This window comes from Flavobacterium limnophilum (genome assembly GCF_027111315.2).
GTDB classification, from domain to species: domain Bacteria; phylum Bacteroidota; class Bacteroidia; order Flavobacteriales; family Flavobacteriaceae; genus Flavobacterium; species Flavobacterium limnophilum.
Window position 1 is genome coordinate 1,728,627 of the sequence record NZ_CP114289.2, and the last position, 21,695, is coordinate 1,750,321.

Sequence of the window (21,695 nt, forward strand, 5' to 3'; positions counted from 1 at the left end):
TTGAATTTGCAGGCTTTTTTGTGGATAACTATTTTCTCAAAAAAATATTAACTCAAAATCAAATGATGTACTTGATTGGCGATTTCAATTTCTTCATTGGTAGGAATAACCAAAATTTTGGCTTTCGATTGTGGCACATTGATTTCACGGATTTCTTTCGAACGGATTTCATTTACCGCCTCGTCCAATTCAAGTCCAAAATACTCCATATCGGTACAAACCAATTTACGCATAAAAGAAGAATTCTCTCCAATTCCTGCGGTGAAAACAATCGCGTCCAATCCGTTTAAAGCCGATGCATAAGAACCAATATATTTCTTGATTCGGTAGGCATTCATCTCTAAAGCCAATTGGCATTCTTTGTTTCCTTCTGCAGCATTCGATTCAATATCCCTCAAATCGCTGAAACCGGTAAGCCCAAGCATTCCGCTTTGTTTTTGCAATAACGCACTAACTTCATCGATGGTATAATTCAATACTTTCATCATGTAAAACAGTACCGATGGATCGATATCGCCACTTCTAGTTCCCATGATCAAACCACTAATTGGCGTAAAGCCCATGGAAGTTTCGATACACTTTCCATCTTTTACGGCAGTGATGCTGCAACCGTTACCCAAATGTATCGTGATGATGTTTTGGTGCGGTTTATTGGCCGCTTCCAAATATTCAATTGCTTTTTCAGAAACATATTTATGGGATGTTCCGTGAAAACCATAAGATCTAATTTTATTCTCTTTCAAGAAGTAATTAGGAATGGCGTATTTATAGGCAACTGCTGGCATTGTTTGGTGAAAAGCCGTATCAAAAACAGCTACTTGTTTGGCATCGGAAAAAATTTCTTCGGCCACGATGATGCCTTCCAAATGCGCAGGATTGTGCAATGGAGCCAAATCACATAATTTTCTGATTTCTTCCTTTACTTCTTTGGTAATCAATGTGGTGTCAGAAAAGACACTTCCTCCATGTACCACACGGTGACCGACGGCTTCTATCTCTTTGGTACTTTTGATTACTCCTTTTTCATCATCCATCAACAACTGGGCAATTTTGTTGAGACCTATTTTATGGTTGGCAATAGGCAAGGTTTCCTCCACTTTGACCTTATTGGTCACATAACTAAAATTAGAAGTTTCCAATCCAATTCTGTCAATCATTCCAGAACAAATGACATCGCCGGCAGGCATTTCTATGAGTTGGTATTTTATGGAAGAACTTCCCGAGTTTATTATTACTATTTTCATTTTATTTCTTTTAAATCAATCATTTTTTGCCACGAAGACACTAAGTCGCAAAGTTCTTTTATTAATAAGGATTAATACTAATTTTTATTCAAAAATTTTATTTTTTTACATTTCTTGTGCCTGGATGGCTGTAATCACTACCGTGTTGATAATATCGTCAACGGTGCAACCCCTGCTCAAATCGTTAACCGGTTTGTTCAATCCTTGCAACATTGGACCGATTGCCAATGCTCCTGTTTCTCTTTGAACGGCTTTGTAGGTGTTGTTTCCGGTGTTCAAATCAGGGAAAATCAAGACGCTGGCGTGACCTGCCACTTCAGAATTTGGCATTTTGCTTTGCCCTACTTCTGGATCAACGGCGGCGTCGTATTGAATTGGCCCTTCAATTTTCAAGTCAGGACGTTTTTCTTTTACTATTTCTGTTGCTTTTCTCACTTTGTCCACTTCATCCCCTTTTCCAGATGAACCGGATGAATAAGACAACATTGCTATTTTTGGTTCAATTCCGAAAGCTAAACTAGATTCAGCTGATGAAATGGCGATTTCTGCCAATTGTTCTGCCGTAGGATTTGGATTGATAGCACAGTCTCCAAAAACAGAAACTCTATCCTCCAAACACATGAAAAATACAGAAGAAACTATCGAACAATTCGGTTTGGTTTTAATAAACTGCAAAGCTGGCAAAATGGTGTGTTGGGTAGTATGTGCCGCTCCGGAAACCATTCCGTCAGCATGTCCTTTATACACCATCATTGTACCAAAATAAGCGCCGTCTTCCATTAAATCTCGGGCAATTTCCAACGTCATTTTCTTGGCTTTTCGCAACTCGTAATAGGTATTCACGTAATCATCATAATGTTCGTTCTCTCTTGGATTGATGATGTTGACTTTGGAGAAATCGAATGCCAAACCTAATTCGGCCACCTTGTTTTCGATTTGTTTTTTGTCGCCAATAATGGTAATGTCAACCACGTCCATCGCCAATAATCGTGAAGCGGCAATAATAATCCTGTCGTCGTTTCCTTCGGGCAAGACAATGTGTTTTCTGTGTTTTTTGGCTCTTTTCACCATGTTGTATTGAAACATTTTTGGCGTCATTCCTTCAGCTTCAAACTTGATGAATTTCTCGGTCAAATTGTCTAAATCCACATAATTTTCGAAAGTGTTTATGGAAGTTAGAATCTTCTGCTTGTTGTTGGCATAAATTTTAGGTTTTATCGAACCTATTTTATTGGTAATACTATAAGTTCCGCCTTCTACCGCAATGATGGGCACAATAGTGGAAAGCCCTTCAATTAATTTCAAGATACTGTCTTCCGGCACAATATTACCGGTCAAAACAATTCCCGAAATGGTTGGATAATTCACGGATTCGTTGGCTTGCAAAGCTCCCAGAATGATGTCGGCCCTGTCGCCTGGCGTGATTACCAAACCGTTTTCTTTCAGGTTCAACAAATAGTTTCGAAGTTGCATCGCTCCTACGCTGAAACTTCCAATTTGATTGTTCATGAAAGCCGCACCAAACAAAACTTTGGCATTCAACTCTTTCACGATTTCCTGAATGGTTGGATTATTCAAACTTGGAATTACGGGAATCGAATTGACCATTACACCTTCAGGCAAACTGCTTTTCAAACGCTCGGTTACCAATTCTAGATTTTCAGGTTGCACTTTATTGGCAATCAGGGCCAACACTTCCACCTCTTTCGTTTTGAAGGAATCATACGCCAGATAAAGGCTGTCCACAAATTCGTCCAAAGTTCTTCCTTCTCCCGTTCCCACAATAATGGTTGGAATCCCCAAGTTTTTGGCAATAAGAACGTTCATGTCCATTTCGATAACGGTTCCTTCGCCCATAAAACTCGTTCCTTCTACCAAGACAAAATCGAATCGCTCTTCCAGACGTTTGTATTTTTCGATAATCAAGTCGATCACCTCTCCAATTTTCCCTTTGTTTTTCTTCTTGATCAACTTGCTTTTGGTGATGGCGTAAGCGTCTTGAAAAGAAATGTCCAGTCCGAAATGATTGATGACCGTTTCGATGTGATTGTCCATTGTTCCTTCTTCAAAATCTTCAACAATGGGTCTAAAATAACCTACTTTGGCAGTTTTGCCAATAAGCATGCTCATCAATCCCAAGGTAATAATCGATTTACCACTACTCTCTTCACTAGTAGCTATGTAGATAGCTTTGTTCATTTTTTTAATTTTTAAATTTATTTCAATGGAATTTGGTTGAATTCCTTATGTTTATTTTTGTGTTTCTCAATCAAAACCAATGCCTTCTTTTAAAATAATAAATCATTCCAAAAACAATGAGAACCATAATTCCCACGACAGTATAATATCCGTATGCGTATTCCAATTCCGGCATGTATTTAAAATTCATTCCGTAAACGCCCACAATAAAAGTAAGCGGAATAAAAATGGCCGAAACGATGGTCAGCGTTTTCATGATTTCGTTCATCTTGTGCGTCTGGGCCGAAAAGAAGAAATTGGAAGCACTTTCTAACGAACTCATATCCGATTCTATTTGCTCTAAAAGCTCTAAACTTTTTTGATGTAATCTGGCAAAAAAAGTAAAATTTTCGGCTTCAATCACATTAAATACATTATCGTCCTTGATACTCTTTATATTATACAAAGAATCTCGTAGCGGAACAATAGAACGTTTCAAAAAATTGAAATTATCCCTGAGTTGCTCTATTCTCTCTAGAATGATTGGATCGGCACTTTTTTTGGTCGAATCAATTATATCCTCGATTTTATCCTCTTCATTTTCTATGGTGATATAGAAATTTTCCATAATGGCATCCAGGAGAATGTACAGCAAATAATCCGCCTTTTTAGTTCTCACGATTCCGGAATGGGTTCTAATTCGCTCCCTGATATGGGTAAAAAAATCAGAACGTTTTTCTTGGAAAGAAATCAGGATTCCGTCTTTTATCAAAAAACTGATTTGTTCCGCTTTAATGCCATCCGAATCTTCCATGGGCAACAATGATTTGATGTTGAAAAACAAAATATCGTGTTGCTCCTCGATTTTGGTTCTTCGGGTGGTATTCAAGATATCGGCAAGCATAAAGTTGTCTATCTTGAAATGACCACTGATGGTTTTCAACAAATCGAGGTCATTTAGACCGTGAATGTTGAGCCAATTTGTTTTTTGGACATCAATACATTTTTCTAAATCAGAAACATTGAAATCAGCATATTCAAAGACCTTGGCATCATCATAAACAAACAGCTGCATTTCTGAATCGGTTTTTTTATGAATTCCGGTATATTCCAGATTATAAGGTTGGAGTTTTCTCCCTTTCTTATATTTAATCTTTCTCATCTAAATCGTTTTATGTAGTAATATTACGAAAATCTTTTAAAACGATTACTCCTTTTATAGCTTTTGATTTCCTTCAAACAAAAACGATTTCGTATATTTATTACACAGCGCAAAGATATTTATAAATATTCGATACTTTTATGAGATTAATCATTTGATTATTATAAATAAAATTATTATAAAAAGAGCCAATACCCCCAGCAAACAGTACTGTTTTTCTGAAAATGAAGAAATAGCGACAGCCGAAGTATTTATTGCGATAAGTAAAAAAAAGGGCTCTAAAAAAAACGAATCCAACAAGTTTTAAAGAATTATTGACTTAGTGGAAATTGAACTAAAAAATAGTTTTTTTTTGGAATTTTCAATTAATACAAACCCGACAGGTTTTTGAAACCTGTCGGGTTAATAATGCTTAATAATTAAAAACCTGACAACAAGCAATTTTAAATCCAATTCGGTATTATACATATTAAAAAAAATTTACTATTTTTAACCTAACAAACCCGACAGGTTTCAAAAACCTGTCGGGTCTAATAAAATTAAACTACGCAACTAATTGAACCACTAGAATTCGGAAAATACTACCACATTTACAATAGAGGCATCAATAGCGAGAATCTTTTCAAAGAAAATAGAAATCACGAGCATTTTTTAACACTTTACAATAAACACATTGATTCAATTGCCGAAACGTTTGCTTGGTGCTTATTGAAAAACCATTTTCATTTGTTGGTTAGAATTAAAACCTTTGAAGAAATTTTGCAAACTCACGAAGAGTATGAAATTAAAAAAATTATTCCTCCACATCAATCATTTGGAAACCTATTTAATGCCTATACCAAATCAATCAACAAGAGTTTTAATAGACACGGAGCACTATTTGAAAGACCATTTAAAAGAAAACATATCGACAATGATGCTTATCTGCAAAACGTTATAAAATACATTCATTACAACCCCGTAAATCATGGTTTTTGCCAACATCCAATTGAATATCCGTGGAGTTCTTATTTGACTTGTATTTCAGAAAAACCAACTAAACTAAAACGTGAAAAAGTAATTTCATTATTTGGAAACATCGATGATTTAATACAATCGCATAATCAAAATGAAAAATTTAATGATTTAGAAAAATATTTGAATTTGTAAACAACAACAAACCCGACAGGTTTTTGAAACCTGTCGGGTTTATTATTTAAAATTATCAAACAAAAAAACCGAGCCATTCCTGACTCGGTTTCAATCTTATCTCTAAAATCTCAATACTAAATATGAAAGTCTTAATACTTAAATCTTAATACTAAAAAAGTCTTAATACTTAATACTAAAATCTTAATACTTATTTAACCTCTTCGAATTCAACGTCTTCAACATTGTCTCCTTGAGTTTGTTCTCCTTGTGGTTGAGCACCACCTTGAGCTTGTTCTCCTTGAGCATACATTGCTTCAGTAGCTTTTTTCCAAGCTGCGTTGATGTTGTCCAAAGCAGTTTGAATGGCAGGAATGTCTTGAGATTGGTGAGCCATTCTCAATTCAGTCAAGGCATATTCTACAGCTACTTTGTTTTCGTCTGTCAATTTATCTCCAAGTTCTTTCAATTGAGACTCAGTTTGGAAGATCATTCCGTCAGCTTCGTTCAATTTCTCGGCTCTTTCTCTTGCAATTTTGTCAGCATCAGCATTGGCTTCAGCGTCTTTTTTCATTCTTTCGATTTCTTCGGCAGTTAATCCAGAAGAAGCTTCGATACGAATATCGTGAGATTTTCCAGTTCCTTTGTCAGTTGCCGAAACTTTGATGATACCATTGGCATCGATGTCAAAAGTTACTTCAATTTGAGGAACTCCTCTTGGTGCTGGTGGAATACCGTCCAAGTGGAAACGACCGATAGTTTTGTTGTCGGCAGCCATTGCTCTAGCTCCTTGCAATACGTGGATTTCAACAGTTGGTTGAGAATCAGCGGCAGTAGAGAATACTTGAGATTTTTTGGTTGGGATAGTTGTGTTAGACTCAATTAAAGTAGTCATGACACCACCCATAGTTTCGATACCTAAAGATAAAGGTGTAACGTCAAGTAACAATACATCTTTTACATCTCCAGAAAGAACTCCACCTTGAATAGCTGCTCCAATGGCAACAACCTCATCAGGGTTAACTCCTTTAGACGCTTTTTTACCGAAGAATTTTTCAACTTCTTCAACAATTCTTGGGATACGAGTAGAACCTCCTACCAAGATCACTTCGTCAATATCAGAAACGCTTAAGTTGGCATTTTTCAACGCTTTAGCTACTGGAGCCATAGAACGTTTTACCAACGAATCAGTTAATTGTTCGAATTTAGCTCTAGTTAATTTTTTAACTAAGTGTTTTGGTCCTGAAGCCGTAGCAGTTACGTATGGCAAGTTGATTTCAGTTTCGGCAGAAGAGGACAATTCAATTTTTGCTTTCTCTGCAGCTTCTTTGATACGTTGCAATGACATTGGATCCAAACGCAAATCAATTCCTTCTTCAGCTTTAAATTCGTCAGCCAACCAGTCAATAATTTCGTGGTCAAAATCGTCTCCACCTAAGTGAGTGTCTCCATCTGTTGACAATACTTCGAAAACTCCGTCTCCTAATTCAAGAACAGAGATATCAAAAGTACCTCCACCTAAATCGTAAACAGCAATTTTTTGATCTTTACCTTTTTTATCCAAACCATAAGCCAATGCAGCTGCAGTTGGTTCATTGATGATACGCATTACTTTAAGACCTGCAATTTCACCAGCTTCTTTTGTAGCTTGACGTTGTGCATCGTTAAAGTAAGCAGGAACGGTGATAACCGCTTCAGTAACTGTTTGACCTAAATAGTCTTCAGCAGTTTTTTTCATTTTTTGAAGTGTCATTGCCGACAATTCTTGTGCAGTGTACAAACGACCGTCAATATCCACACGTGGCGTATTGTTGTCTCCTTTTACTACAGAATAAGGAACTCTTTTTGCTTCTTCAGTGATTTCAGCAAAAGAATGTCCCATAAAACGTTTGATAGAAGCAATAGTCTTAGTTGGATTAGTTACTGCTTGTCTTTTCGCAGGATCACCCACTTTAATTTCTCCACCTTCAACAAAAGCGATGATAGATGGTGTTGTTCTTTTTCCTTCAGCGTTAGGAATAACAACTGCTTCGCTACCTTCCATTACAGAAACACAAGAGTTCGTAGTACCTAAATCAATTCCGATTATTTTACCCATTTTTAATATATTTAATTTTTATTATATACTCGTTTTAATAACTCGAGTTGCAATAGTCAATCATTGTGCCAAGACAATGTCAGCCTTTAAATTGTCAGTTTATGTTAAAATTGGCGGAAAAAGATATGACAAGATGACATTTTAATTAGGATTTAGGACTGGCGTTTTGAAGTTTTGAAGTGTAATAAATCCCTATTTGAACCAATGTAAAAGCGTAATAACCCAATTTGATTTGTTTGTAGGTTTCGAAAAGAGAATCGAAAAACAGAATACAAATTAGCGTAATTACTATTAAAGATAGATTTGCTATGGATAATTTGTAAACCCATTTCACTTTTTTTAATAATGATAAAATTAAAATAGAAAAGGACATTAATACTATAAATACAAAGGAAAAAGATCTAATAAATAATGATAGACCATCGTATTTATGCTTCTTAAAATCTTTGATCAATTCCTCCTTAAACTCTGCAAAAGAACCTTCAAAATATACTCTTGACATATTAGCTAATTCAAAAGCATTTTCATTATTATCATCATCAATAAATTCATATGCTTTTACATAAAAAGGGATTTCATTTTTTTTAATTACAGCAATAGAGTCTTTATTAATAATTGGTTCTTTTGCTACTAAAACTGGAGCATTATTTTTAACCAAAGGTGTTTCGACTGCTGTAGTATCTGGAATTGGAGATTCAGTTGCTGGCTCAGATTTTTTCATTCCGTGACCATTACACTGGTCATAAAAAGGAGCTACCAACAACAAAAATCCCAATAAACTTAACAATCGAAGAGCGGGAATTGATTTCATGGTAAAAAAAGTATAAATGGCTTACAATTAATTATTCAAAAGCCGTTTCAAAAAGACTATATAAAATTACAAATTTTTGTGAAAAAATCTTACTTTTTTAATTTTTTTAGCGCTTTGTTTTGAAAGTCTAGATTTTAAAACTAAAATGATAAAAAACTTACATTCAAAATAAGAAAATTTGTAAGAAAAAATGAATATATTTGAAGAAATTATAAATAGAAACAAACCTACTCCAATCTACCCGATTTTGGGTGGATATTCAAAGGTTTATTTCTAACATATACAAATTACCGGCAAGCTTTAACCAAAAAAAACAAACTATGTTTCCAATAGTATATCCAAATAATAGAAATGCTGATTCAGATAATCTCAGAGATTACATAATGAAAGTTTGTCAAATTCATAAAGCAGAAAACAGGGCTTTAGCGTTTGCATTTATCGTAGCTGATTTACACAATCCGCACGTTAATAAAATTTTACACGACCACAATTACATAAATGCTCTCCATGAAATTTCAGGAAAAACATTAACCGTTTTCTTTTTGATGGACGACTATGTAAACCGAACAATAATCGATAGCTCAAATTCAAATAGAATTTTGCTCGAGTTAGGAATTCAGCCTTTAAGTGCTCCACCATCTTTAATGCCAAAACAATTAGCGAAAATATTAATTGAAGAGGAAATTTTACATACACCTTGTATTCTTTTCTTCCAAGTGGAAGACTATAATGTAACAGACTTTTTTATCACCAAACTTAGAGAAAATAGAATTGAAGATGGATTCTTAGAAATCAAAGATATTATTGAAAAAGCTGTTAAGAGTTTAGCGAATGTTAAACCAGAAAATCATAAAAATTCTAAGGAATTGTTTAATCTAATTCAACAGGAAATAGAAAGTTCCGAATTTTGGAAAAATGCTAATAAAGTTTACCAAAAAGTCGTGAAATTAAAAGAATTTATTTTGCCGTTTATATAAGAAGTCAGCTGATAACAGCAGTTTTAAGAACTTTACAAAGAGAAATTATGAGCATTAAAGATATCTTCGAAATCAAAAAACTTCCATCTGTATTCTTTTTAGTCATAGCAGTTGTTGGAGCTTTTTTATTTTATGGTGGGAAATATGTATTAATCAAAGCAGACCCCAAAACACCAATTGGATTTTATACTTATATCGCCTGGCTAATAAGTTGTGGATTGTTGGTCACAAATATCATTAAATTTATAATTACCCAAATTCGGAGATTCTTCTTGACAAGGAAGTATAGAAAAGAATATAAAGAAACACTTAGAAATTTAGACCCATATGAAGTATCTGTAATTCGAGAGTTTTTCTTGCAAAGACGCCACGCATTAGAATTCCCATATGATAATCCAGTTATTGCTGGATTATTGAGTAAGGAAGTAATTTTTATAACTTCTTCACTTGGTCCAAACAATTTTATTGTAAAAGGAGGAAATACAACTTTTACTATGAACAAGTATATGCGAAACCAAATCGAGCCTAATGAATATTTTGGGCTTAATAAATTAAACCAACAGCAAATTGAAGAAAGTCGCCCATATTTTTTGAAAGGAAGCTGGAATTTTTAAGTCATTCAGCAGCTAACAGCAATTTCGCACAATTACCCGTTGCTATATTCAACCAACACCAACCCAAAAATGCCAAACCAAATTCAATTCTATTTAAAAAATTACTGTTTAATCGGTTTACTTCTATTAGTTTCTTGTAATAAAAAAGACAAGGAAACCCCTTTACCAAAGAAAGATTTTTGTGCCAGCATTCATCGAAATGACAGCCTAACACTTTCAAAAGAACTGGAAAGTTATTCGAAATTGATGCAGACCAAAACAGGCGTTTATGTCTTGGAAGACGGTGGCGGATCATTGGTTACCAGGGCCTGGCTCACCGAATACGCCGAGAAAACAATCGACATCCAGTATTTCATTTTTTCAACGGACAATGTCGGACTCATTGCTTGCGATTATTTGGTACGAGCTGCCGACAGAGGCGTGAAAGTGAGAATTCTTGTAGATGATTTAATGGTCGAAGCAGAATTAGAAGATATTTTGATTTTAGACTCTCATCCCAATATCGAAATCAAAATCTACAATACAGGGGTGAATCTGGGTAAAAACATTTTGGGTAAAATTAAAACATTTTCAACGCATTATAGATCGGCAAACCAACGAATGCACAACAAAACCTTTACTGTAGATGGAAAAGTGGTCATCACCGGCGGTCGAAATATGGCCGATGAATATTTTGATTACGACCACGAATACAATTTCAGGGACAGGGACGTGCTTTTGGTTGGAAAAATAGCCAACGAGGTCAACAAATCATTCGAAAGTTTTTGGAGCAGTCCACTCAGCGTGCCAATTATAACTCTTGCAGATGACGTTGTCAAAAGTAAAAATGATAGTCACAAGTTTGATAAACTGCACCAATATGCTTGTAATCCTGAGAATTTTTGGCCACAAATCCGAACCAAAATAGAAAACTTTCCTAACACCATTCAAAACATAAAAAACTCCAAAGAATTGATTTGGGTCGACAATGTTTCATTTGTATCGGATATTCCGGGCAAAAATGACGGCAAAAACGGGTTGGGCGGTGGCGGAAATACGACAACTACCTTAATCAATTTGGTCAAAAATGCAAAATCTTCAATCGACATTCAATCGCCTTATTTAATTACCTCGGAATTGAGTCGAAATCTATTTCGGGAAGCAGTTCAACGTGGCGTAAAAATCAGAATTTTGACCAACAGCCTTGCATCCACAGACAATCTGGAAGCTTTTAGCAGCTATCAATCCGATAGGGAAAAATTGTTGCAAACAGGAGTCAAGATATTTGAATTCCGTCCCGATGCTGCCGAACGCACCAAAATTATGACTGGTGAATTACAAAAAAAATTAAATTACAAACCTATTTTTGGGCTTCACGCCAAATCGATGGTTGTCGATGGAAAAATAGCCGTAATCGGAACTTTTAATCTAGACCCAAGAAGTGCCAATTTGAACACGGAATGCATCGCCATAATTCCTTCTGAAAAGATAGCAACTGGCGTATTAATGGGAATGGAAAAAGAATTCAAACCCGAAAACTCTTGGGAAACCACTCTGGATTTTAACCCTGATTCAGAAGTAGGCAAAATCAAACGCATAAAAACCTGGACGAGAAAGATTCTACCACAAAATATTTTGTAAAATACTGCAAATGTCAGCTCCGCAAGTCTCCGAATTTGAGGAGGCGTCTATAGCCTGTGACTGACATAAAATCAACCCCAAAACAAAGTCAATCGGTTGAAAACCGAAAAACGCTTGCTATCTTGGCGCTAGCCAAAACACCATTCCCCGTGAAAGTTAATTTTACTGGTAAGGGCTGGTAAAAACACTATAAAACGACCTCGGAATTACTCCAAAAAAAAAGAGGACTATAAATCCTCTTGCTATTCTCTCTAATTTTTTTACGATAAGTGCATAAGTGGACGAACGTGGAATCGGTTCTCCCGATGCATCGGGACAAGCTGTTCAACAGGGATTTCATTGTTCGTGCTACGCACGCAACGAAATCCTAGCTGTTATGGGCTGTGGCTTTTAAAGTTTTATTGAGAGTTCCAAATGTCCACCCAATCCAAGTTCAACAATTTTTTGCAATGTTGATAAACGCACTTCTTTTACGTTGTTTTCAATTCTTGAAATATAAGACTTAGTAGTACCGCATTTAATTGCGAGTTGCTCTTGTGTCATTCCTTTTTCAAGTCGCGCTTCGTGTATTAAAACACCAAGTTTAAACTGTTCATATCCCGCATCTAATTGGTCACGTTCTGCTGTTCCTACTTTACCATAGTGTTTATCCTTAAACTCTGACAGCGTTTTTATGTTGTTATTTTTCATTTTTATATTCCTCCATTATTTTAAGTGCTTTTTCGATTTCTTTTTTCGGCGTCTTTTGCGTTTTCTTTTGAAAACCATTTGCTAAGACCACAATTTTTCCTTTGTCAAAAAAGCAAAATATTCTAAAATTATCGCTCGATTGTTGAATTCTAATTTCGTAAAGTCCGTCCGTGCTTTCAATATGTTTAAGATATGTTTCGGGTACTTTGTCAACTTCTTCTATCAAGTCAAAAGTCCATATTATTTTGGCTCTTACTTTTTCCCTTTGCTTCACAAAAAATTCTTCAAAGTAATCTTTGTAAAATGTTATTGTTCTAGTTTTTCTTTTTTCATCCACGCCTTAAAATTACAAATGTTGCACAAAAGTACAACATTTGTTTTGCTTTTTCATCTTTTTTGTTAAAGGTTGTTTTTTAGTGTGGTGCGGTGCCATAGCCCATAACGTCTCGCTACTACAGCGGGTTTGGGACTAAATTAAGCCCTATTTTCGGATTTGCCAAATATTCCAAATACAAAACCAATTTCAAATTAAGCCTAAAACCAGCCATTTATGCAAACTGCTGTTAGCCGTTCGGTTTTTTCTCAGTTGAAATAATTTATATATTCATTTTCTGAATCTGTCATATCGATTTTTTTCGGTTTCAATTTTGGGTCAAACAAATATATTTGCCATAATTCGTCTTCTCCACTTAATTCTAAAATTGCATTATTTCCGTTCTCCATTTCAAACTTGATTATTTTACCATTTTTAATCTTTAAAACATTCAGTTTGTTTTTACGAAAAGCTTCTGTTGACTCATTTAAGTACCACATATAATCGTCAGTTCCAATATAAAAATCTTCCTCACCAACTTCTTTTTTACGTTTTTCAATTTGCTTGTCCGTAGGTTCGATAATAATTGCAGTTTGATTTTTTATTACAATTGTATCGATGCGATTTTTAGAAATTTCAGCATTATCTGTTTTTTTATTTGCAACTTTTTTTTCCGAAATAGTTGTCACGCTATTCAGATTGTCTTCTTTCTGATTTACTATTTGGTTACAAGAAATTAATGTAAAAATTGCTAAGAAAACTAATTTATAATTCTTCATCATTCGTTGTTATTTCTGCGTTCTACTAAACTGACGGCTAACGTTCCCTTGCTACAAATAATTTGGGGCTAAGTTAAGATTTATCTTTCGGTTGTCGCAAAATTCCCAAATACAAAACCATTTTTCCATTAAGCCAAATGCCCAAATCCGTTGTAGTGGCTGTTATGCCTTCGGTTTTTTAGTTATTTTGATTGCTACACTCGACAGAATTTCAACATTCATTATTTCGCCCAATTTGAAATTCTTTTTTATCCAATATGTTAATGTTTTTCCTCCCATTATTCTTGGAGTTCCATTATCATTCGCAGTTCTATTAATATAACCTTTTATGATATTTTCAGATTCGTCACCCAGTTGTATTTCTATAATTTCTTTGTCTGCGCCTAATAATTCTGAAAATTCAACTTTTACATTGAAGAAACCTTGGTTATAATATGTTTTTCCTAGTTCAATATTAAACGAAATACTTGATGTTTTTTCAGTAAGGTTACTTGGGTCAATTCCTGTTGCGATTTCCAAATTACTATTTTTATCTTCCTCAAGTTTATTTTTTCCTGAAAAATTCCAAATAGGATTTATTTCATAAATAAGAGTGTCTTCGAGACCAGCAGATAGGTTTATTTTAAAATCTCCATATTTAAGTAAACCATTGTCTGTAAGGATGAAAATATCTATGGGTTCATTGTTTTCTAAGGTTTCTTTGATTAATAAGTTTACTCTGAAATTTGTTGTTTGTGAAGTATTTGGGTTTTGGTAACCGTACATTCTTTTCGAAAGAGTCATTGTTGTCTTACCAATATATTTAATTTCCCCATTTGTTACAAAACAGTATAAAACATTTTTTTCGAGATTATGTAATGCTAAATAGTATTTAATTTTATCATTATTTGGTTTCCAATGACCAACATTTATAAATCCAATTTTTAATAATCTGTCCATAATTTTTATTCGTTTCGTTTTTTCTAAACTGAGGCATAACTTGTATATACTCGCTACAAAGTAGCGACAATCTACCCCAATTTGGGTGTATAGGCGAAAGTTTTGTATCGCTTTATTTCTTTTCAAATATATTCATTTTTTCTTACAAATAATCAAAAGCACTTTTTATTTGTTTACCATTTTTCTAATTTAAAGGAATAAAAATAGCACTACTATTTTTCGAGAATCAAAAAAAGACTCTTTTAGCATCAACGGAGATGCTTTGAGAGTCAACGAAGACTCTTTTAGTATCAACGAAGATGCTTTGAGTATCAACCGAGATGCTTTGAGAGTCAACGAAGACTCTTTTAGTATCAACGGAGATGCTTTGAGAGTCAACAAAGATGCTCTGAGAGTCAACGGAGATGCTTTGAGAATCAAAAAAGGAGTTCCGAACTTATAATTATAAGCTCCGAACTATTAATTATAAGCTCCGAACTACTAATTATAACCTCCGAACTCAAAATTATAAGCTCCGAACTACTAATTATAACCTCCGAACTCAAAATTATAAGCTCTGAACTTGAAATTATAAGCTCCGAACTCAAAATTATAAGCTCTGAACTCAGAAACTCAGTATCTAAACTGCAAAGGGTTTTAGAATGTTGAAACTAATGTTTTTCATCCGAAAAGTCATTGCTAGGGTGAAACAAGCTTTCGGACATCCCCGAAAGGGTATTGCTAGGGGGCAACAAACTTTCGGACGTCCCGAAGGATCGTTATTGAAGTTAGACCTAACCGATTTTAAAAACCTGTTAGGTCTGCATAATTTAGATTAAAATCCTTATTTTAGTCGAATGAATTACTTAGCCCCACTCCGCAAAGCCTCCGACTTTGAGGATGCGTTTATCAGTCTGTAACTGACATAAAATTAAAATAAAATTTATACCCTGTCCCACTCAAAGCCTACTCAACTCCCACTCAAAGCCTAGGCTGTGGTACCCTAAAATAGGGTCTATAAATGGTGTTAATATAACAATGCGAATAATTTAATAGGCAAATTTAAGGCTCCCATTACCCGAAGTGTTCTTTAAAAGCACACCGAATTGGGAGACTTCAACCGGCATATTTTTATGTGATTCCAACTATTATTCTTAATTTTAGCCTTCAAAAAAACATAAAAAACAAAACCCCAATGGCTACATTTAGCAAACAACTCTCCTTTCGCTGGGCAGATTTAGATCCCAATTTTCACGTGCGTCACAGTGTATATTATGATTTTGGAGCGCAACACCGTATCGAAATCCTCGAACAACTGGGATTAACTCTGAAAGTAATGCAAAAAGAACACTTTGGCCCCGTATTGTTTCGGGAAGAATGTGTTTTCCGAAAGGAAATCCACCTCGCCGACGAGATAACGATGCAAACCAAAATGGCAAAAATGAATGAAGATGCGTCCCGTTATTCCATTGTTCACGAATTGTATAGAGACGATGTCTTGTGTGCCGTCATCACGGTAGATGGCGCTTGGATGGATACCAAACTCCGCAAACTGGCCTCTCCCACTCCCCAAATTGTGGTGGATGCGTTAAATGTTTTCCCGAAAACAACTACTTTTACGGCTTTATAATTAACCCAAACACAGCTAATATGTTCACGATTGCCCAAATAAAAGAATTGCATTCCAAGGTAAAATCCGGTGCCGACTTCCCGGTTTACATTCAAGATTTAATTGCATTAGGTGTACATGGTTATGACATCTTTGTCAACGATGGCCACGAAGAATATTTTGGTGCAGATAATTATAGGGTTGCGGCAACTAAAACATACAACAGCATTGCTATTGCACCAACGGCCAACAAAGAGCGCTTCATCGAATTCTTGGTAATGCACCAAGAAGGCCAAACCGATTACCTGACTTTTTGCAATCAAGCGGCACAATGCGGCATTGCCAAATGGAGCGTAAACATCATCGAAATGACCTGCACCTATTTTGACCAATCAAACGCACCAGTCCTGATTGAAAAAATCCCGGCCTAGATTTTTTTTATAAACAGGCCACGGTCAAAGCGGGATTTATCTAATAAATCGTAAAGTGCTTTCGAGACGCAACAATAAAAAACTTCTTAAAAAAACAAAACCCCTTTCCAACTTCTACTTGGAAAGGGGTTTTTGTTTAAAATTGGTGGTTTTTATTTTCCTCCATTTTCGAACAGGAAGCAAATAGAACAAAGCCTATTGCTAAAATTGCAATTATTTTTCTCACGTCCAGCTATATATTAGTAATAAGTTTTGGTTTTGATATGCTGGAACTATCTCAAAATAATGGTCCTTAGTAAAAGTAAACATCCTTTTTAAACTTCTCCTTAATTTGCCCTATGGATCAAAACAAACAATCTCTAGATAAAAAAAAACCGCTACAAATTAATGTAACGGTCTTTTGCTGTATAATTTAGAATAGATTTCAAGAGAACTATTACTTCATAATTAAAAGCCTTTTGTACCTCTTGAATACAGTTAAATTTTATTCTGCCACAATTTTAAAATTACTGTTCAAATTTTCTCCAGAAACATTTAGAATATAAATTCCAGATATTTTTTTATTGGCAATATTCAAAGAAAAAAGTCCATTGGCATCTGAAACAATTCTTTCTTTAAGGATAATTTTTCCGGTTATGTCACTCAAAGTAGCCGTTGCAGTAGCTGATTTGTAGCTAGGAATAGTGATGAAAATCTGGTCTTTTACCGGATTGGGATATACAGTACCCCTATTTTTGTTTTGACTGAATTTTTCATTACCCAAAAAGGTTTGGGTAAATGTGTTCGTTACATCCGCAGCAGTTAATGCATAATTGAAAATTTTAAGCTCGTCAATCAATCCTTTGTAAGGCGCTGGAGTAGTATTGGCAAACAACTCAAGTGCCCCGATATTGCCAATTACCAAATCAGTTGGTTCACCAATACCCACCGATGTTCCTGTTGCATCATTCGCCTCACCAGTCAAAGCACCATTCGTATATATTCTTAACTTGTTTGCTGCAAGATCTCTCATAATAACCACATGTACCCAATCTCCAGTATAATATTTATTGGTGGCAAATGATGACGTAAGTTCTGTTTTATTTTTATCATCATCTATGGCAAATCGAAATGCAGTGCCTTTAACTTCTACATTAAATCTTCTTCCTGTTGCACCTGTTACAGCATTTTTTGTCATCGAGCCTTTGCACAATATATAAGAACTTATTCCTGTGCCTGGTATTAAACTAGCATCTGCCTTCATCCAAAATGAAACAGTAAAAGAATTTTTATCCAAAAAAAGTTGGTCTTGATTTGGAATGCTTACCATAAGCTTGTTAGGCAATAATGTTACAAAATCTAAAGCATTGTTTGTCTTTCCGGGTATTGTCTTTCCAGATACCCTAACAGCTGCATTATCAAAAGAGGCATCTATTTGGCCATTATTGGCATAACTTGAAATATCCGCAATTTGTTGACCCTCGCCCGCAACCTCGTTAAATGGCCAATGCCCCACAAGTTCTGGAGTCAAGGCACGAAAATTCCATACATCGCCAGTCGTTGTTCCTTTGGCATTGGTGGCATCAATCCTCCAATAGTAAGTAATGGCTGGACTTAAACCTGTAAGCAGATACGATGGAGCGGCAACATAAGCCACATCTGCCAACTTGCTCAAGTTTAAAGGATCAGTGCCAAAATAAACAGCATAAGTTGTCGTGTTTGCACTACCCAACCATTTCACTGTTAAATTCCCCCCATTCAACTGAACAAAAGTAAATCCTGAACTTGGATTAGGTGTCGTTGCCTTGGTTGGCAACGATGGAATTGGCGGTGTAGTTATCGATGCTGAATTATAAACGGATGATGCTGTGGCATTGATTGCTTTTACCTGATAATAATACAGGGTGTTTGGAGTTAAAGCAGTTTCATTATAACTGGTGACATTAGCACCAAGCGTGGCAATCGCCGTAAAATTAGTACCATCAGTGGAACGTTCCAAGACATAATTGGTTTCGTTGGTAGCACTATCAATCCAATTAATTGTCAAAGAACTAGCCTCAGGAACTTCAGTCGAAACTACACTGGTAAAATTCACGTTTGTTGGTGGAATAATAAAATCCGGAGGTGTTTGGTTAGTTAATCCATTTATGTAGACTTCGATATTCAAATAAGGTGCATGTGTTGTGCTTACCGCCAAGGCATCGGCCAGGTTTTTATCCAATCCATTGGCATCTTCCCAAGCATCGGGCATACCATCGTTGTCCGTATCCAAAGGAGCCGGTGCGCCATAAACATGACCGGCACCATTGTTTATGAAACCAAATTGTTTTGCAAAACTGCTTCGATCATACACGTAAGCAGCAGTTGTTCCTTTAGAATTCAAATCCGAAATCATCAAATTATCAACCTGATCACGTGTTGGATAAGAGGCACCAACGCTTAACAAGATTTTGTCATAAGCGGCTTGAGCGGACAAGACCGGGTTTTTCATCGGATAATCATTCGGTGCCGACAAAATGGTCGATGCATCATAAATTGGATATCCTGTTATATCTTCAGGAACCAAAGTACCATTCAACACTCCATCTCTATTGTTGTCAAAATAATTACCGGATCCGTATAAATAAAACTCTTGACTCCCCCTGTTAAAAGGCGTAGAAATAGTAGTACTTGTATTGGGACCTCCAATAAAATAATTATTGATAATGTTTACATCTGAACGTCCTGCCGAATCTCCTCCCATAATATAGGCATCTCCAGATTCGACATGGCCATAGGTATTCCCATAATTACCCCAATTGTAAACCACGTTGTTTACAAACTCGTTAATCCCTTTTACCTTATTGTTTCGTGTTTTATTGCAGATGTATAAATTCCCGATTAAACTAATCTTGCCACCATTTGATGGTTGCATTAATCCTCCGGCAGAGTGATTGTGTCGGTGCAACCCCTGTCCTATGATACAATTCTGAAGCGTTATATTGTCAGGACTCACTCCTTTACCGTCCCAGTTGATGGAGAAAACTTCATCTGTTCCCCAAGTAAAAGTCATGTGGTCCAGAATGATGTTGGCACCATTTGACACACCCGAGGCATCTTGATTTTGGGTATTATCTCCATAACGAATACGAAAATACCTTGCTATAGTGTTACTTGATCCAGAAAATGACACTTTACCCAAAAGTACAATCCCTTCGCCAGTTGCCGTTTGTCCAGCAATAGTTGTGTTGGCAGCGACTGCAATTGCCGAGCTTAGATTAATAATCCCTCCAACCTTAAATATCACAAATCGACCCGGTTGACTAACGGCATCACGAAACGAACCCGCACCGCTGTCATTCAAATTGGTTACCAAATAAATCTGGGGATTGGCAGCACCTCTTGCTCCCGTGGTGTATCTACCAAAACCCGTGGCTTCCGGAAATGCCAATGTTTGTGCTTCCAATTCCCCAAAAGGAATCATCAACCCTAAAATCATAAAAATTTTGAATAGATACTGTAATGTAATGGATTTTTGTTTCATAAAAATTAGTTGTAATTTGGTTATTGGTTAATATAGTTATCGCTAATTTAATTATATAACAGGGAGGGTCTGTCCTGTACTGTCCTGTACTTCTTTATTTTAAATACACTACTTAACAATCAACACCCTAAACAAGTCCATTAAATAAAAAATCCTTTCAAAGAAACTTCTCTGAAAGGATTTTGTATTTAAAAAAGACAACTTTTTAGATGCCGGCTATTGCTTTTATTTCATCAATAATTCGCAAGGCCAAAGCATCGGCTTTTTCTTGTGAAGCCGCTTCGGTATAAATTCGAATGATTGGCTCCGTATTCGATTTGCGAAGGTGAACCCAGTTTTCGGCAAAGTCAATTTTCACGCCGTCAATTGTCGTGATGTCTTCATTTTTGTATTTTTCGGTCATCGCAACTAGAATAGCATCCACATCAATTTGTGGCGTCAATTCAATTTTGTTTTTGCTCATGTAATATTCCGGATAGGAAGCTCTCAAAGCGGAAACGCTCATTTTTTTGTTGGCCAAATGTGTCAAGAACAAAGCCACACCCACCAAACTGTCGCGACCGTAATGCAATTCAGGATAAATAATTCCACCGTTTCCTTCGCCACCAATGATGGCATTGTTTTTCTTCATCAATTCCACCACGTTCACCTCGCCTACCGCGCTGGCTTCATAACTTCCGTTATGCGAATTCGTCACGTCACGCAAAGCACGGGAAGAAGACATATTCGAAACGGTATTTCCAGGAGTTTTACCCAGCACATAATCGGCGCAAGCCACCAAAGTATATTCTTCGCCAAACATTTCACCGTCTTCGCATATGAATGCCAAACGATCCACGTCTGGATCAACCACAATACCCAAATGCGCTTTTTCTTCGACAACCAATTCTGAAATATCCGTTAAATGTTCTTTCAAAGGTTCTGGATTATGGGGAAAATGACCGTTGGGTTCGCAATATAATTTCACGACTTCAACGCCCATTAGTTCCAATAATTTAGGGATAATAATTCCTCCGGATGAATTTACTCCGTCCACAACAACCTTGAATTGGGCTGCTTTCACGGCTTCAATATCCACCAAAGGCAAGTTCAAAACTTCATCGATATGAATATCCATATAAGCATCATTTTCAACAATTTCGCCCAAACTGTCCACATCCGAAAAATCGAATGCTTCGGCTTCGGCAATTTGAAGGATTTTCTCTCCTTCGATACCGTTCAGGAATTCTCCTTTTTCATTCAATAATTTCAAGGCATTCCATTGTTTTGGATTATGGGAAGCGGTCAGAATAATTCCACCGTCGGCACTTTCCAAAGGAACGGCCACTTCAACAGTAGGCGTTGTCGAAAGTCCCAAATCAACCACGTCGATTCCCAAACCCACCAAGGTATTTACCACCAAATTATGAATCATTGGTCCCGAAATTCTGGCATCGCGTCCCACGACAACCTTTAAATTCTTGTTGTCCTTGCCCACGCTGTTTTTCAACCAAGTTCCGTAAGCCGCAGCAAATTTCACGGCATCAACCGGAGTCAGGTTGTCTCCAACTTTTCCGCCAATGGTTCCTCGAATTCCTGATATAGATTTTATTAAAGTCATTTCTATTTATGATATTAGATT

18 protein-coding genes are annotated in these 21,695 nt (G+C 36.0%); 7 read left to right on the forward strand and 11 right to left on the reverse strand.

Annotated elements, in window-relative coordinates:
• Positions 1–47: 47 nt before the first annotated feature.
• From OZP13_RS07115 to corA, 3 genes are all read right to left on the reverse strand, one after another.
• Complete coding sequence (locus OZP13_RS07115) at positions 48–1,244, reverse strand: acetate/propionate family kinase (RefSeq protein WP_269243180.1); 1,197 nt, start codon at positions 1,242–1,244, stop codon at positions 48–50.
• A 105-nt stretch (positions 1,245–1,349) separates the two neighbouring features.
• The gene (gene pta / locus OZP13_RS07120; protein WP_281299157.1) at positions 1,350–3,443 is read right to left on the reverse strand and encodes a phosphate acetyltransferase; all 2,094 of its coding nucleotides are present in this window, start codon (positions 3,441–3,443) and stop codon (positions 1,350–1,352) included.
• Between the two features lie 70 nt (positions 3,444–3,513).
• A complete protein-coding gene (corA, locus tag OZP13_RS07125) occupies positions 3,514–4,584 on the reverse strand; it encodes a magnesium/cobalt transporter CorA (protein ID WP_281299158.1) in 1,071 nt (356 codons plus the stop codon).
• A 726-nt stretch (positions 4,585–5,310) separates the two neighbouring features.
• Between corA and OZP13_RS07130 the strand changes: the two genes are divergently transcribed.
• Positions 5,311–5,733, forward strand: coding sequence for a hypothetical protein (locus tag OZP13_RS07130; protein ID WP_281299159.1), 423 nt, complete (start codon positions 5,311–5,313; stop codon positions 5,731–5,733).
• Between the two features lie 190 nt (positions 5,734–5,923).
• Here OZP13_RS07130 and dnaK read toward each other — a convergent pair whose 3' ends face one another.
• On the reverse strand, positions 5,924–7,810 hold the full coding sequence (dnaK, locus tag OZP13_RS07135) for a molecular chaperone DnaK (protein WP_281299160.1): 1,887 nt from the start codon (positions 7,808–7,810) through the stop codon (positions 5,924–5,926).
• A gap of 145 nt (positions 7,811–7,955) precedes the next feature.
• Positions 7,956–8,621, reverse strand: a complete 666-nt coding sequence (locus tag OZP13_RS07140; protein WP_269243184.1) for a hypothetical protein — start codon at positions 8,619–8,621, stop codon at positions 7,956–7,958.
• A gap of 320 nt (positions 8,622–8,941) precedes the next feature.
• Here OZP13_RS07140 and OZP13_RS07145 point away from each other — a divergent pair, with 320 nt between their 5' ends.
• From OZP13_RS07145 to OZP13_RS07155, 3 genes are all read left to right on the forward strand, one after another.
• Positions 8,942–9,598 (forward strand): hypothetical protein, encoded by a 657-nt coding sequence (locus tag OZP13_RS07145; protein ID WP_281299161.1) that lies wholly within the window; start codon positions 8,942–8,944, stop codon positions 9,596–9,598.
• Between the two features lie 47 nt (positions 9,599–9,645).
• A complete protein-coding gene (locus OZP13_RS07150; RefSeq protein WP_281299162.1) occupies positions 9,646–10,212 on the forward strand; it encodes a super-infection exclusion protein B in 567 nt (188 codons plus the stop codon).
• Between the two features lie 69 nt (positions 10,213–10,281).
• Positions 10,282–11,832: a phospholipase D family protein gene (locus OZP13_RS07155; protein WP_281299163.1), complete on the forward strand. Its 1,551-nt coding sequence runs from the start codon at positions 10,282–10,284 to the stop codon at positions 11,830–11,832.
• A 390-nt stretch (positions 11,833–12,222) separates the two neighbouring features.
• On the opposite strand, the gene OZP13_RS07160 is transcribed toward OZP13_RS07155, so the two are convergent.
• The 4 genes from OZP13_RS07160 to OZP13_RS07175 form a co-directional block, all read right to left on the reverse strand.
• Entirely contained in the window at positions 12,223–12,522 is a 300-nt protein-coding gene (locus OZP13_RS07160) for a helix-turn-helix domain-containing protein (protein WP_173504044.1), read from the reverse strand.
• Positions 12,512–12,796 carry a type II toxin-antitoxin system RelE/ParE family toxin gene (locus OZP13_RS07165; protein ID WP_269243189.1) on the reverse strand — a complete coding sequence of 95 codons (285 nt, stop codon included), beginning with the start codon at positions 12,794–12,796 and terminating at the stop codon, positions 12,512–12,514. The genes OZP13_RS07160 and OZP13_RS07165 overlap by 11 nt, the downstream gene beginning before the upstream one ends.
• 308 nt (positions 12,797–13,104) lie before the next feature.
• On the reverse strand, positions 13,105–13,617 hold the full coding sequence (locus OZP13_RS07170; RefSeq protein WP_281299164.1) for a hypothetical protein: 513 nt from the start codon (positions 13,615–13,617) through the stop codon (positions 13,105–13,107).
• A 159-nt stretch (positions 13,618–13,776) separates the two neighbouring features.
• Entirely contained in the window at positions 13,777–14,553 is a 777-nt protein-coding gene (locus OZP13_RS07175) for a GIY-YIG nuclease family protein (RefSeq protein WP_269243190.1), read from the reverse strand.
• Positions 14,554–14,815: 262 nt separating this feature from the next.
• On the opposite strand from OZP13_RS07175, the gene OZP13_RS07180 reads away from it, so the two are divergent.
• The 3 genes from OZP13_RS07180 to OZP13_RS07190 all read left to right on the forward strand — a co-directional run bounded on the left by OZP13_RS07180 (position 14,816) and on the right by OZP13_RS07190 (position 16,572).
• Positions 14,816–14,995 carry a hypothetical protein gene (locus OZP13_RS07180; RefSeq protein ID WP_269243192.1) on the forward strand — a complete coding sequence of 60 codons (180 nt, stop codon included), beginning with the start codon at positions 14,816–14,818 and terminating at the stop codon, positions 14,993–14,995.
• A gap of 732 nt (positions 14,996–15,727) precedes the next feature.
• Positions 15,728–16,162 carry an acyl-CoA thioesterase gene (locus OZP13_RS07185; protein WP_281299165.1) on the forward strand — a complete coding sequence of 145 codons (435 nt, stop codon included), beginning with the start codon at positions 15,728–15,730 and terminating at the stop codon, positions 16,160–16,162.
• A 20-nt stretch (positions 16,163–16,182) separates the two neighbouring features.
• On the forward strand, positions 16,183–16,572 hold the full coding sequence (locus tag OZP13_RS07190; RefSeq protein ID WP_281299166.1) for a DUF1398 domain-containing protein: 390 nt from the start codon (positions 16,183–16,185) through the stop codon (positions 16,570–16,572).
• 484 nt (positions 16,573–17,056) lie between these two features.
• On the opposite strand, the gene OZP13_RS07195 is transcribed toward OZP13_RS07190, so the two are convergent.
• Positions 17,057–20,074: a LamG-like jellyroll fold domain-containing protein gene (locus OZP13_RS07195; protein ID WP_281299167.1), complete on the reverse strand. Its 3,018-nt coding sequence runs from the start codon at positions 20,072–20,074 to the stop codon at positions 17,057–17,059.
• A 205-nt stretch (positions 20,075–20,279) separates the two neighbouring features.
• On the reverse strand, positions 20,280–21,674 hold the full coding sequence (gene glmM / locus OZP13_RS07200; protein ID WP_281299168.1) for a phosphoglucosamine mutase: 1,395 nt from the start codon (positions 21,672–21,674) through the stop codon (positions 20,280–20,282).
• Positions 21,675–21,695: the final 21 nt, after the last annotated feature.

Coding starts and splice junctions, on each gene's coding strand:
- corA (WP_281299158.1), bottom strand. CDS start 4,584: ATGAGAAAGATTAAATATAAGAAAGGGAGAAAACTCCAACCTTATAAT.
- OZP13_RS07160 (WP_173504044.1), bottom strand. CDS start 12,522: ATGAAAAATAACAACATAAAAACGCTGTCAGAGTTTAAGGATAAACAC.
- OZP13_RS07150 (WP_281299162.1), top strand. CDS start 9,646: ATGAGCATTAAAGATATCTTCGAAATCAAAAAACTTCCATCTGTATTC.
- OZP13_RS07195 (WP_281299167.1), bottom strand. CDS start 20,074: ATGAAACAAAAATCCATTACATTACAGTATCTATTCAAAATTTTTATG.
- OZP13_RS07155 (WP_281299163.1), top strand. CDS start 10,282: ATGCCAAACCAAATTCAATTCTATTTAAAAAATTACTGTTTAATCGGT.
- OZP13_RS07145 (WP_281299161.1), top strand. CDS start 8,942: ATGTTTCCAATAGTATATCCAAATAATAGAAATGCTGATTCAGATAAT.
- OZP13_RS07170 (WP_281299164.1), bottom strand. CDS start 13,617: ATGATGAAGAATTATAAATTAGTTTTCTTAGCAATTTTTACATTAATT.
- dnaK (WP_281299160.1), bottom strand. CDS start 7,810: ATGGGTAAAATAATCGGAATTGATTTAGGTACTACGAACTCTTGTGTT.
- OZP13_RS07115 (WP_269243180.1), bottom strand. CDS start 1,244: ATGAAAATAGTAATAATAAACTCGGGAAGTTCTTCCATAAAATACCAA.
- glmM (WP_281299168.1), bottom strand. CDS start 21,674: ATGACTTTAATAAAATCTATATCAGGAATTCGAGGAACCATTGGCGGA.
- OZP13_RS07185 (WP_281299165.1), top strand. CDS start 15,728: ATGGCTACATTTAGCAAACAACTCTCCTTTCGCTGGGCAGATTTAGAT.
- OZP13_RS07175 (WP_269243190.1), bottom strand. CDS start 14,553: ATGGACAGATTATTAAAAATTGGATTTATAAATGTTGGTCATTGGAAA.
- pta (WP_281299157.1), bottom strand. CDS start 3,443: ATGAACAAAGCTATCTACATAGCTACTAGTGAAGAGAGTAGTGGTAAA.
- OZP13_RS07190 (WP_281299166.1), top strand. CDS start 16,183: ATGTTCACGATTGCCCAAATAAAAGAATTGCATTCCAAGGTAAAATCC.
- OZP13_RS07140 (WP_269243184.1), bottom strand. CDS start 8,621: ATGAAATCAATTCCCGCTCTTCGATTGTTAAGTTTATTGGGATTTTTG.